Source organism: Streptomyces platensis (genome assembly GCF_008704855.1).
Classification (GTDB): domain Bacteria; phylum Actinomycetota; class Actinomycetes; order Streptomycetales; family Streptomycetaceae; genus Streptomyces; species Streptomyces platensis.
Genome location: NZ_CP023691.1, coordinates 497,709 through 510,541 on the forward strand (window position 1 = coordinate 497,709; position 12,833 = coordinate 510,541).

Genomic DNA, 12,833 nt, shown 5'->3' on the forward strand with positions numbered 1-12,833 from the left:
CCAGGAGCGCAGAAATGTCCCATCCGAACGCCGTCCTCCCCCCGCGCCACCGTCTGAAAGTCGCTCGACTCGTCGTCGACGACGGCTGGCCAATCAGCGAAGTCGCGGCCCGGTTCCAGGTCTCCTGGCCGACCGTAAAGCGCTGGGTCGACCGCTACCTTGCAGGCGAGTCCATGCAGGACCGAACCTCACGGCCGCAAAGGTCTCCAAACAGGACTCCCAAGGCCGTGACAAAGCGGTGCGTCAGCCTACGCCAACGTCTGCTCCTTTCTGTGGCGCGACACGTGCGACGCCCTCTCGATCACGCCGAAGTACACCCGCCCTTACCGTCCGCAGACCAACGGGAAGGTCGAACGCTTCCACCGCACCATGGCAGACGGCTGGGCCTACGCCCGCTGCTGCGCCTCCGAGGCCGAACGCCGAACTGAGTTGGAAAGCTGGTTGCACTACTACAACCACCACAGACCCCATACGGCATGCGGGAGCCTGCCGCCGTTCTCACGATTGATCAACGTGCCCGGTCAGTACAGCTAGCACCGTGCCGCAAGATCCTGGCCGCACACTCATGGCTTCCAAGAACGTCACCGGCGGTGGTCCGCCGACGGCACCTGGGAGCGTCCGCTGCACCAAGTCGAAGCGGCGGCCGACTCCGCCACCGGCGAGAGCGACCGGGACATCGCGGTGGACTCCACCATCGCATAGACGGATCAGCGTGGGGGCCGTGCTCATCAAGTGAGTACGCGTACCTACTCCCTGCCCGTAGCCGCGCCCATCCACCGCGCTCCCCCGCTGACATAGCGTCCCCCTATGCCCCCGGAAACCGCACCCACCAAACCCACCGAACCCAGCTCCACCGTCCCGAGCGATTCCGGGGTCTCCTCATTCGTCTTCAAGGCCCTCGGTTGCGGCTGCGCCCCGGTCGTCGTACTCGTTCTGGTCGTCCTGATCGCCTCGGGCTCATGGGGGTCGTCGGACTTTCCCCGCGTCGCGCCCGAGGAGATGGCGAGCCGCGCCTTTCAGCGTTCTCAGGAGGCGTATGACGTCGTGGGGTTCCAGCGCACCGTGAAACCAGGCGTCGAGGACGTCGGCGTCAGCACGGAGAACACGCTCGGCTCTTCCTTCTGCCACGGGGGTCTCACGGGGCTGGAGGACAAGACCGTCGACGGCGCCTACCAGATGAGCCACAGCTGGGCGCTGGACCACGTCCCCGCGCGCCAGGCCGTAACCGGTCTGCGCCGGCTCCACCGGCATCTGAAGGACGAGGGCTGGGAGATCACGTCCTACTCTGAGGGCGAGCAGGGCAACTGGGACCTGTTCGCCAAACGGGACGACGGCGCCGAGCGGATGTCCTTCAGCTGGTACCCGGACCGGGAGTACTTCACCGGCGGTGCCGGCGTGCCCTGTGCCTACGACCCCGCGTGGAAGGACGGCGACGTCGGCCCGTCCGGAGATGACCAGACGCCGCCGGCCCTCGGCCCGCGCAGCGGGACGTAACGGGGATTTCGCGCGAGGCTCCGCGCCGGCGGGCTGGAGGCGGGGGCAGGGCGGGGCCGATCAGTTTTGCAGGAGGGCTCCCGTGACCTCACTGTGGCACCTGCCGTACCACGCCTTGCCGCCGCCCGGGCGAAGAAGGATAAATGTGAATCATGAGCGGATTTTCGGGTCGTTTCCGGCGTTGGCTACGCCGTGTGCCCGGGCATTCCGCTTTTTCGGGTGGGAAGCCTGCCGGGAGCGATGTCGGTGACCGTCAGGACGAGCGTCCTGCGGAGGGGGGAGATCAGCAGCCCGTACGGCCGTCCTGGTCGACACGCAGCGTTGCCCGGGAAGTTTTTCTCCTTCAGCTGGTGCTGGTGGTACTGCTCGTCGCGGCGGCAGTGGTGGCTTTCGTCGTGCAGACCCGGCGGGACACCATGACCGACGCCCGGCACCGGACGCTCGCCGCCGCTGAGTCCTTCGCGCACTCCCCGGGGCTCCAGGAGGCGCTGAACAGCGCCGATCCGACCGCGAAGCTCCAGCCGCTGGCGGAGGCGGCCCGGAAGGATTCCGGTGTCGACGCTCTCATCGTGTACAAACTCGACGGGATCACCCTCACCCACAGTGACCCGCGTCAGATCGGCAAGCACGTCATCGGGCCGTATGCGGAGGCCGCCCGGGGCAAGCCCTTCACCAGGACCTTCGAGGGTGCCCTGGGGCTCTCCGTAGTTTCCGCGGCGCCCGTCAAGGACTCCTCGGGCCGGGTCATCGCCATCGTCGCCGCCCCGGTGACGGTGGAAAAGGTGCAGAAGTCGGTCAACCAGCAGCTGCCCCTCTTCATCGGTACCGCGGTCGCGGCGCTGGCGCTCGCCGGAGGAGGCGCGGGGCTGGTGAGCCGTCGGCTGCGCCGGCAGACCCACGGTCTGGGTCCGGCCGAGATGACCCGGATGTACGAGCATCACGATGCGGTGCTGCACGCGGTGCGGGAGGGTGTCCTCATCGTCGGCCGCGGCGGGCGGCTGTTGCTGGCCAATGACGAGGCGCGGCGGCTGCTGGACCTGCCGGCGGACGCGGAAGGACGCCAGGTCGACGACCTGGGGCTGGACCACCGCACCGCCGGACTCCTGGCGTCCGACCGGATCGCCACCGACGAGGTGCACCTGGCCCAGGACAGACTGCTGGCCGTCAACAAGCGGTCCACCACCCCCTACGGAGCCCACCAGGCGAGCGTGGTGACCCTGCGCGACACCACCGAGCTGAGGTGGCTGTCAGGGCGCGCAGAGGTGGCGCGGGACCGGTTGAGGCTCCTCTACGACGCCGGGGCGCGGATCGGTTCCACGCTGAATGTGGTGCGCACGGCGGAGGAGCTGGCGCAGGTGGCGGTCCCCCGGTTTGCCGACATCGTCACCGTCGAGCTTCAGGAACCGGTGCTGAAGGGCGAGGAGCCGAGCGTGGCGGGTAGCGCGCTGCGCCGGGCGGCGCTCGCCGGTCTGCCGCCGGACCATCCGCTCCACCCCGTCGGCGAGCTGATCACGGCCGTCCCGGGAACCCCGGCGGCGGCGAGTACGGACCAGGTCAGCTCCATGGTGGTGCCGGACCTGGCCGGCTCTTCCGCCTGGCGGTCCCAGGACCCGGAACGCGCCCGGCGCATCCTGGACCACGGGGTGCACTCCCTGGCGGTCGTGCCGCTGCGCGCCCGGGGGGTGGTGCTGGGAATGGTGTACTTCTGGCGGTCGGGGAGCTCCCCTCCGTTCGACGACGAGGATCTGTCCTTCGCCGAGGAGCTGGCGGGGCGGGCCGCGGTGGGGATCGACAACGCCCGGCGCTTCACCCGCGAGCGCACGATGGCGATGACGCTCCAGCGCAGCCTGATGCCTCGCGGCCTGCCCGACCAGGATGCCCTGGAGGTGGCGCACCGCTATCTTCCGGCGCAGGCGGGAGTGGGCGGGGACTGGTTCGATGTCATCCCGCTGCCCGGCGCCCGGGTGGCGCTGGTCGTCGGCGACGTGGTCGGACACGGTCTGCATGCGGCGGCCACCATGGGCCGGCTGCGGATCGCCGTGCACAACTTCTCGGCCCTGGACCTCTCCCCCGACGAACTGCTGGGCCATGTGGACGAGCTGGTGACCCATATCGACGTCCAGGACGAGGACGGTGAGGAGGTGCCGGCGATCACCGGCGCCACCTGTCTTTACGTCATCTATGACTCCGTCTCCGGGCGGGTCAGCGTGGCCACGGCCGGCCATCTGCCGCCGGCTGTGGCCTACCCCGACGGGAGGGTGGAGTTCCTGCACTCACCGGTCTCCCCGCCGCTGGGGCTCGGCACCGGCCTGCCCTTCCAGACGGCTGAACTGTCACTGCCGGAGGGCTCCCGGCTGGTGCTCTACACGGACGGGCTGGTCGAGAACCGCAACCGCGACCTGGACACGGGGCTGGAGGCACTGCATGCGGCCCTCGCCGGGCCGGACCGTACGCCGGAGGACACCTGCGCCACCATCATGCAGTCGCTGCTGCCCGCCAGGTCGACCGATGACGTCGCGCTGCTGGTGGCCCGGACCCGGCGGCTGGACCCGGCACATGTCGCCGAGTGGGATGTGTCCCGCGACCCGGCGGCGGTGGGCCCGGTCCGCAACGCGTGTGTCCGCCAGTTGGCGGACTGGGGTCTGGAGGCCATCTCCTTCGGTACCGAACTCATCCTCAGCGAACTGATCACCAACGCGATCCGGCACGGCGCCGAGCCCATCCACGTGCGGCTCCTGCACACCCGCACCCTGATCTGTGAGGTCTCCGACGGCAGCAGCACCAGCCCGCACATCCGCCAGGCGAAGGACACCGACGAAGACGGCCGCGGGCTTTTCCTGGTGGCGCAGTTCGCCGAACACTGGGGCACCCGCTACTCCCCCAGGGGCAAGACGATCTGGGCCGCTCAGGTGATCGGCCCCGAGCCCCTGCCGTCGGAAGAGGAGCCTTCGGAGCACCTGCTCAACCATTGGGAGCAGCGCGGCCAGTGGTGAGGCCATGGCTGCGGCGCCCGTCCGGGGACGGGCGTGGGATCCGTACGGGTGTGGCGCCGCCGGCCGCCATGACCTGGCCGGGTAAGCCGTCCTGGCGGAGGCCTGCGAGGGCGCGGAGTACGCTGGCTCGCCCCCCGAGCCGCGTTCGCCACCCGCCCGGCGGACCGCTCCCCCACCTGGCCCTGCTGGAGGCGTTGTGGCTACACATCATCGGGTCCGCACAGGCGCCCTCCTGTGCTGCCTCGGTCTTGCGGTGCTCGGTCTCGGCGCCTGCCAGGAAGAGGGAACGCCCCGGCCGGTCGCGCCCTCCCGGGCCGAGTCCGCCGCGGACGTGGGCGGGTCGGCGGCGCTGGTCAGGGCGGCACAGCGGGAGGGCAGGCTCAACACGATCGCGCTGCCGCGCCAGTGGGCCGGCTACGACAGGCTGATCGACGGCTTCGAGAAGAAGTACGGCATCAAGGTCGTCGTCGACAACCCGTCCGGCCACAGCCAGCAGGAGATCGAGGCGGTCCGGCGCTACCGGGGCCAGAAGCGCGCCCCCGACGTGCTCGACATCGGGGATTCCTTCGCCCAGTCCGCTGCGCGGCAGAATCTGCTGGCCCCCTACCGGGTCGCCCAGTTCGACCAGATCCCACCGGAGCAGAAGGACGCCGAGGCCCGCTGGTACAACAACTACGGCGGCTACGTCTCGATCGGCTGCGACGCCGCCCGCGTCAAGACCTGCCCCGACTCCTTCGCGAATCTGCTCCGGCCGGAGTACAAGGGCCTGGTCTCGATGTACGGCCAACCCACGGACGCGGGCTCGGCCTTCGCCGCGGTGTACGCGGCGGCGCTCGCCAACGGAGGGTCATTCGACAATATCCAGCCGGGTATCGACTTCTTCGCCCGGCTCGACAGAGTCGGCAACTACAACCGAGCCGACCCCGACCCGGCCACGATCGCCAAGGGCAAGACACCGATCAGCATCGAATGGGATTACCTCAACCTGGCGCACCTCGACCAACTCCGCGGGACGGGCGTGAAATGGCGGGTCTCCATTCCCTTCGACGGCAGCTTCTCGCAGTACTACGCACAGGCGGTCAACAAGGACGCCCCGCACCCGGCGGCGGCGCGCCTGTGGGAGGAGTACCTGTTCAGCCCGGAAGGCCAGAACCTCCGCCTCGTGGACTACGCCCGTCCGGTGCTGCTGGCCGCCATGGCGAAGAACGGCACCCTCAACAAGGCCTTGGCCGCACGGCTGCCGACGGTCGAGGGCACGCCGCAGTTCCCGAATGAGGCCCAGCTGGCCAAGGCTCTGCGCACCGTCCGGAAGAACTGGGCCAAGGCCGTCGGCGGCTGATCCGCCCTGGTCGGCGGTGGTGCGGACCGCGGCGGATGCCTCCAGGTGCGTGCTGGAGGGCTCGGGATCCCCACCGGGTGAGGCGGGTCTCAGCCCCTCCGGTGACCGAAAGAGCACGGGAAACCGGGGAGCCGAAATTCTGGCTCGGTACGATCGACGGCATGGCAAAACACCTGTTATTTGTAGCCCTTTTCGGACACGGGCATGTCAACCCCACGCTGCCGCTGGTCGAGGAGCTCGTGCGCCGGGGGCACCGAGTGGACTATGCGACAAGTGCGGAGCACTCCGAGGCGGTCACCAAAGCCGGCGCGCGCTGGGTGGAGCTGAAGCTCCAGTCGCCTGAAATCCTTACTCCGCCCCGCCAGTTCGGCCTCGAAGAGATCCGCTTCTTCCTGCGCGGCATGTTCGCGGAGATGTGTGCGCAGTACCCCGTGCTGCGCGACTACTGCGCCGCTGAGTCACCGGACGCGATCTGTTACGACGGTATGAACTGGCCTGCCCGGGTCGTCGCGGAAAATCTGGGCCTGCCCGCCGTGCGGCTCATTCCCAACCTCGCCTCGAACGAGGAGTTCTCGCTGTTCGGCGATGTCATGAACGACAACGGCGACGAAAATCCCGTGCTGGATCTGCTCGCCGCCGACTGCGCGGAGTTCTCCGCCGAACACGGTGTCACGCTCGCCCCGGAGAGCGTCCTGGACGGCGCCGAAGAGCGGAACCTTGTGTTCATACCGCGGGAATTCCAGCCCGCCGGTGACACCTTCGACGAACGTTTCCACTTCGTCGGCCCCTCCTTGGGCAGCCGGGAGCACGCCGAGCCCTGGTCGCCGGCCGATCCCGAGGCTCCCGTGCTGTTCATTTCGCTGGGCACGGTCTTCAACGACCGGCCGGAGTTCTACCGCACCTGCATCGAAGCCTTCCGCGACGGGCCCTATCAAGTGGCCATGGCCATCGGCGATCTGGACCGGGCCGCGCTGGGAGAAATTCCGCCCACCTTCGACGTCCGGCCGTACTTCCCGCAGCCGGCGGTGCTACGGCACGCCGACGCTTTCGTCTCGCACGCCGGGATGAACTCCACCATGGAGGCGCTGTATTACGGGGTGGGCCTGGTCACCATTCCGCAAATGCCCGAGCAGGCCGCCAATGCCGGGCGCGCGCAGGAACTCGGGCTCGGAGTGCAGCTGGACCCCGCGACGGTCACCGCCGAGTCGTTGCGTACCGCCGTCACCCAAGTCGCCTCCGACCCCGCCGTGCGCAGCAATCTCGACCGCATGCGCACGGTGGTCAAGGGCAGCGGCGGAGCCGTTCGCGGCGCGGATGTGATCGAGGAATGTCTTCGCTGAGGTCCGCCGCATGATGGCGCCGGGGTGTGGGAGCCGCGCTCCGCACCCCGGCGTTCGGGGCTTCGCGGCCTTGTCAACCTCGCCTTCGACGCCTGACGGCGACGCTCAGGGGGAGCAATGAGGGCGTATCCGGCGGAGAGCCTGGCAAGGTAGAGGTATGTGCGGCCGATTCGTCTCCACTCGTAGCCCGCAGGACCTGGCGAGCGTCTTCGATGTCCCCCACTGGGATCCTGACCGGGCCTTGGAGCCGAGCTGGAATGTGGCGCCGACGGACGATGTGTGGTCGGTGCTGGAGCGGGTCGAGCGGGAGACCGGGGAGATCACGCGGCAGCTGCGGCCGTTGCGCTGGGGCCTGGTGCCGTCGTGGGCGAAGAGCCTGAAGACGGGCGCGAAGATGATCAATGCCAGGGTGGAGACCGTCGCGGAGAAGCCGGCCTACCGCCGGGCGTTCGCCAAGCGTCGCTGTCTGCTGCCCGCGGACGGCTTCTACGAGTGGCAGACCGTCGCCGCCACCGAGACCGCCAAGGCCCACAAGCAGCCGTACTTCATCAGCCCCGAAGACAGCCAGGTCATGGCCCTGGCCGGCCTGTACGAGTTCTGGCGCGACCCGGCCGTCGAGGACGGCGCGCCGGGGGCGTGGTGGACCACCTGCACGATCATCACCACCGAAGCCACCGACGCCGCCGGCCGCGTCCATCCCCGTATGCCGCTCGCCATCGCACCCGCCGACTGGAGCGCCTGGCTCGACCCCGCCCACGACGACGCCGGCGAGCTACGCGCCCTGCTGACCGCCCCCGCCGCCGGACACCTGGCCGCGCGCGCGGTATCGACCGCGGTCAACGATGTGCGCAACAACGGCCCGCATCTCCTGGCCGAGCCGGCCGACGACACCGGCAACGCCTGAGGCGCACCACATCGGCCTCGGGCGCGAGGGCAGTGTCCGGGCCGGCACGGCGAGCAGTGAGCCTCGGACACCAGAGCGACACTGAGTACGCGTACTCAAGCCCATGGCCGACAGGGCTGCGCATACTCGCGCCATGCACATGCAAACGCCGGGGTGCCCGGACTGCGGCATGCCCGTGGGATCGCCTCCGCCCGCTCGGTGCACCCGTTGCCGACTGCCCCTGACCGGGCCGGATGCCTTCGCGTTGTGGCAGGTCACGGGAGAGTTGAGCGCGCTGGACGCCCGCAGGCAGTGGCTGGTGCAGCGGCACGCCGAGTTGCTGGCCGCGCTGCGGGTACGCCGGGACGCACCCGCGGAGATACCGGTGGCCGCCTCTGTGGGAGCGCCGGGGACCGCTCCCATGGGCGGGAGCGGCGCGGCGGCGGACGCCTCGGGGCGGGAGTTCTCCGCGCCGTCCGCCCGGACCGCGCTGCTGATCGTCGGCGGAGTGCTGGTGGTGGTGGCCGCGCTGGTGTTCACCGTGGTGAGCTGGGGCCGGCTGGGGATCGGCGGGCGGGCCGCCGTACTGCTCGCGGTGACCGCGTGCGCGCTTGCCCTGCCCCCTGTGCTGCGGCGGCGGCAGCTCACGGCCACCGCCGAGGCGTCGGCCGCGGTGGGACTCGCCCTGGTGCTCCTGGACGGCTATGCCGCCCGGCAGGCCGGACTCGGCGGCCTGGACCGCGTCGGGACGGCGGGCTACTGGGCGGTGCTCACCGCGCTGACGGCGGTGGGTGCGGCGCTCTACGGCTGGTGGCAGCGGCTCCGGCTCCCGCTGCCCGTGGGGTTCCTGATGGCTCGGCTGCCCGGCCTCCTGGGCACTGCCGCCCTGGGCGGAATGACCGGGGACTACGCGACCGCGGTGATCGCCACGGCCGCGGTGGACTTCGCGGTCCTGTACGCGCTGACGGCACGCGACGCCGCCGGGCAGGCCGGGTTCCGCGAGCGGGTGGGGGGCGAACGGGCTGCCAACGGCCTGGTCGCGGCGGCCCGGGCGGTCGGCGGCGGATGGGCGTTGCTGGGCGGGGTGCTCGCGGTGGGATACGCGGTGGTCGCTCCGTCGCCGGCCGAGGTGCTGCGGGCCTGGGTGCCGCTGGGTCTGTTGATGCTGTTGGGTATGGCGCTGTGCCGCGGCTTTCGCACTCTGCCGTTCGCGCTGCGCGCCGGCGGCGAGGGCGTGGCCGTCGTGGCCTTGATCGTGGCCGTCGGCGCGGGCTTGCGGTATGTCCTGCCGGCGGGGTGGGTCGTGGTCGGATACGCGGCTCCGGCGGCGCTTCTCGCGGCGTGGGCGGCGGTGTACTGCGCGCGGAGCGGCCGGTGGGCGAAGCCGGCGACGAGCAGGCCGGCGGGCGAGGCGACGGACGGGCCGACGGGCGAGGCGACGAGTGGGCCGACGGGTGGGCTGGTCGCACCGCCGTCCCGAGCTGCGGCCGCGGTGGGAGAGCTGGTCGCCGCGTCAACTTGCCTGCTGCTGACCGGTGTTGTGGTGCTGTCGGAACTCGCGCACGCCCTCATCCGGCCCGTCGTCCACGGCGTCGTGCTCTGGGGCGGTGGGCACCCGCCGCAGTGGAGCTGGCAGCTCGCGACCGCGCCGCTGGTCGTGCTCTGGTTGTCCGCCGCCGTGCTGGCTGTCATGGCCGGGCTGCGGGCCCGGACCGTCGGTGACGGTGACCGGCACACGGACCGGCTGGCGCACGCGCTGCGCAACGCCCAGGCGCTGACCGCCGTTCCCGCGGTGCTCCTGCTGCCGGTGGCGCTGGGGCTGCCGTACGGGTGGGTGCTGGCGGCCGCCGTTGTCGCGTCCGTCGCCGCCGCCGTGGACGTCGTGCGCCGGCCGGAGGCCGCGCTGCTGCCGCGCCTCCTGGTACTGGCCGCCACCGGCGCGCTCGCCCTGCTGTGGTCGTCGGCCGACCGGACCGCCGTGCTCGCGGTATGGGGTACCTTCGCCGCAACGGCCGCCGTACTCGCCCACGTCCTTTCGGCCACAACCTCCCCGCCCGCTGTGCGCACGGCGGCGCGGGGCGCGGGTGCCTTCGCCGTCCTCGCCCTGGGGGCCGAGGCGGTCGCGTCCGGGGCCACAGCGGGCCTGCCCGGGCATATCACCGCGTTCGGGGTCCTCGCCGTCGCTGTCGCCGCCGCCGGTGCCGCGGCGGTCTGGCACCGGATCCCGGGACGCGGTCAGGTCTCCACGGCCGTGGAAGGCGCCGGCTACGCCCTGGCGGCAATCGCCCTCGCCCTGACGGCACTTCACCCCGATGCGCTGAGCCTCGCCCTCGCCGTGACCGGGGTCGCGGGCCTGGCCGTCGCGCTGCGGCCGGACCGCCGCCGCGCCGCACTCGTCGGGACCGGCCTGCTGATCACCTCCTCCTGGGTACGTCTGGCCCTGGCGGGCGTCTCCGCCCCCGAGGCGTACACGCTCCCGATCACGGCAGCCGCGCTGGTCATCGGCCACCGCCGCCGTACGAGCACGCCGGGGACGGGCTCCTGGCCCGCGTACGGTGCGGGGCTGGGCGCGCCCATGCTTCCCTGCCTCGCGGCCATGTGGAGCGATGAGAACTGGGTGCGTCCGCTCCTGCTGGGTGCGGCGGCCCTGCTCGCCACCGTTGCCGGGGTCCGCACGCGTCTCCAGGCACCGCTGATCGTCGGCGGCGGCGTACTCATGCTGGTCGGGCTGCACGAGCTCGCCCCGACCGTGGTCCAGGTCTTCGGTCTCCTGCCCCGCTGGGTGCCGGTGGCCGCGGCCGGTCTGCTCCTGCTGCTGCTCGGGGCCACCTACGAGAAGCGGATCGACGAGGCCCGGCGGCTGCGTGACACGGTGCGCGGCATGACGTGACGGGCTACCGGGGCCAAGAGGTGGCGCGCTGCCGCCCGGCTCTCAGAGGTGCCAGCTGAGGGTCCCGCTGTGGGCGGACAGCACTGCCAGCAGCACGAGGTCCACGGTGCCGAACAGCAGGCCCAGGTAGGCGCGCAGGCGCCGGATGGTGCCGCGGTAGAGAGCCGCGGCGCCGAAGAACAGGGCGCACGGGCCGAAGAAGATGTTGAACACCAGGATGCCCAGCAGGCCGCAGACGAACGCGGCGACAGCCATGCGGTCGGCCTGCGGATGCGGTCCGGTCTTCAGAGGGATCCGGGCGGAGGTCATCGGCCGGCTCCCTTCGTCGTACGGCCGGCCTTGCGGCGCTCCTTGGTGAAGAAGAACACCAGCCAGGCCGCGATGGCGACTCCGGCGGCGACCGTGACGGGCACCGGGACATGCGCCGCGGTCCCTAGCAGTGCGCCGAACAGGAACAGGGCTACGACCAAGAAAAGCATGCTCCGCCTTTCCGTATCGGGGACGGCAGGGAGCCGAAGCGTCGGGCTGCCGACGCGTTCCAGGCTCCGGTGACGGCACCAACTGCGCCCTTGAAGCGGTGCCTTGGCCCTCGTACCCGGATCCCCGGCTTCTAACGGGGGCCGCCCCCGGCGCTCGCCGGCCCGGGCGGCCGGTCTCCGGGTTTCCCGAACCAGTCGACGCAGAGCACCAGCAAGTCGTCCAGTGGTTCCGCGGCACGGAAGTCGGCCAGGTCACGCAGTACGGCGCGGGGCACGGCGGCGGCCGGGAGCAGTCCGCCCGCGTGGATCGCCCGGGCCAGGGCACGCTCGGCGTACCTCTCCCCCTGCGGCGACCGCGCCGCGTACACACCGTCGCTGACGACGACCAGCCGGTCTCCGGACAGCACCTCGAATTCCTGCGCCTTGTAGTGCGTCTCCTCGAACATGCCGAGCGGCATCTGGGGATCGAGTTCTATGCGCTCGATCGCTCTGCCCCGCATCCGCCACAGCTGGGGCGAGCCGGCGTCCACGGCCTGGACGCGGCCCGTCGCGACGTCGAAGCGCAGCAGCAGGGTGGAGACGTGGGCGGCTCCCCGGTATTGGGCGTAGAGGGCCTGGTCGGCCAGGGCGGCCTGGTCCTCGATGCTGATACCGGCTCGGCGGGCGTTGCGCAGCGCGTTGACGGCGAGGTGGGTGAGCATCGAGGCGTGGACACCGGTGCCCATGCCGTCGGTGACGGCGAGGGTCAGCTCGTCGGCGTCCGAGGCCCAGTCGTAGTTGTCGCCGTGGGTGTCGTGGGCGGGTTCGAGCTGGGCGCCGACGGCGTACTCGTCGGCGGCACAGGCCCGGGCCGGGAGGAGGTGCCACTGCATCTCGGCGGCCAGGGTGAACCGGCCGATGCGTCGCGCCCGCTGGTAGACGTCGGTGTCGCGCTCGGCCACCAGGAGTTCGTGGCCGAGCAGAGCGGCCGCGTGGACCAGGTCGTGGACGGTGTCCGGAACGGACCGCTCGGCGGGCAGCCGTACCGTGAGCAGGCCGGTGCGCTCCCCGCGGACGGTCACCGGGAGATGGTGCTCGACGGTGTCTCCGTGCCGGGTCTCCTGGTGGGGCTGCCGGCCGTCGAACGCTCTGCCTTCGGCGCTGTTGGCGACCGGGACCGGCGCGGCTGCCGCCCCCACCGCGCCGAAGGGCGTGAGCACCGTGGCCCCGTGGTCCGCGAGCAGCAACTCCACGGAGAGCGCTCCGTAGCGTTCGGCGAGCACGTCACGAAGCGTGTCCACCAGAGCGTGCGGGGCCGACGCCCGCACCGCTCGTTCTACCTCACGACGCTGAGTCACGGTCTCTCAAACATTCTTCGTCCGTGGACGAGGGCAAGGGCGGGGGCTGACGGGGACCGCGCCGCAGGACGGAGCAAA

At 71.2% G+C, this 12,833-nt stretch carries 9 protein-coding genes and 2 pseudogenes; 8 read left to right on the top strand and 3 right to left on the bottom strand.

Translation table 11 applies throughout. The features are described 5' to 3' along the window. The first annotated feature begins 14 nt into the window (after nucleotides 1-14). The 8 genes and pseudogenes from CP981_RS02170 to CP981_RS02200 all read left to right on the top strand — a co-directional run bounded on the left by CP981_RS02170 (nucleotide 15) and on the right by CP981_RS02200 (nucleotide 10,939). Nucleotides 15-534, top strand: a pseudogene (locus CP981_RS02170) (integrase core domain-containing protein). Between the two features lie 15 nt (nucleotides 535-549). Next, nucleotides 550-693: pseudogene (locus tag CP981_RS38410) on the top strand (IS5/IS1182 family transposase); the annotation flags it as partial. Nucleotides 694-807: 114 nt separating this feature from the next. Then, entirely contained in the window at nucleotides 808-1,494 is a 687-nt protein-coding gene (locus tag CP981_RS02175; protein WP_208852881.1) for a hypothetical protein, read from the top strand. A gap of 152 nt (nucleotides 1,495-1,646) precedes the next feature. After that, nucleotides 1,647-4,487, top strand: a complete 2,841-nt coding sequence (locus CP981_RS02180; protein WP_085923086.1) for a SpoIIE family protein phosphatase — start codon at nucleotides 1,647-1,649, stop codon at nucleotides 4,485-4,487. Nucleotides 4,488-4,683: 196 nt separating this feature from the next. Beyond that, the gene (locus CP981_RS02185; protein WP_085923085.1) at nucleotides 4,684-5,826 is read left to right on the top strand and encodes an ABC transporter substrate-binding protein; all 1,143 of its coding nucleotides are present in this window, start codon (nucleotides 4,684-4,686) and stop codon (nucleotides 5,824-5,826) included. 161 nt (nucleotides 5,827-5,987) lie between these two features. Then, nucleotides 5,988-7,166 carry a macrolide family glycosyltransferase gene (locus tag CP981_RS02190; protein WP_085923200.1) on the top strand — a complete coding sequence of 393 codons (1,179 nt, stop codon included), beginning with the start codon at nucleotides 5,988-5,990 and terminating at the stop codon, nucleotides 7,164-7,166. A gap of 157 nt (nucleotides 7,167-7,323) precedes the next feature. Continuing rightward, nucleotides 7,324-8,070: an SOS response-associated peptidase gene (locus tag CP981_RS02195; protein ID WP_085923084.1), complete on the top strand. Its 747-nt coding sequence runs from the start codon at nucleotides 7,324-7,326 to the stop codon at nucleotides 8,068-8,070. A gap of 265 nt (nucleotides 8,071-8,335) precedes the next feature. After that, complete coding sequence (locus CP981_RS02200; protein ID WP_085923083.1) at nucleotides 8,336-10,939, top strand: SCO7613 C-terminal domain-containing membrane protein; 2,604 nt, start codon at nucleotides 8,336-8,338, stop codon at nucleotides 10,937-10,939. A gap of 42 nt (nucleotides 10,940-10,981) precedes the next feature. On the opposite strand, the gene CP981_RS02205 is transcribed toward CP981_RS02200, so the two are convergent. From CP981_RS02205 to CP981_RS02210, 3 genes are all read right to left on the bottom strand, one after another. Beyond that, a complete protein-coding gene (locus CP981_RS02205; protein WP_085923082.1) occupies nucleotides 10,982-11,248 on the bottom strand; it encodes a DUF4190 domain-containing protein in 267 nt (88 codons plus the stop codon). Continuing rightward, nucleotides 11,245-11,418: a hypothetical protein gene (locus tag CP981_RS37535; protein WP_085923081.1), complete on the bottom strand. Its 174-nt coding sequence runs from the start codon at nucleotides 11,416-11,418 to the stop codon at nucleotides 11,245-11,247. The genes CP981_RS02205 and CP981_RS37535 overlap by 4 nt, the downstream gene beginning before the upstream one ends. 131 nt (nucleotides 11,419-11,549) lie before the next feature. Beyond that, complete coding sequence (locus CP981_RS02210) at nucleotides 11,550-12,755, bottom strand: PP2C family protein-serine/threonine phosphatase (protein WP_085923080.1); 1,206 nt, start codon at nucleotides 12,753-12,755, stop codon at nucleotides 11,550-11,552. Nucleotides 12,756-12,833 lie beyond the last annotated feature (78 nt).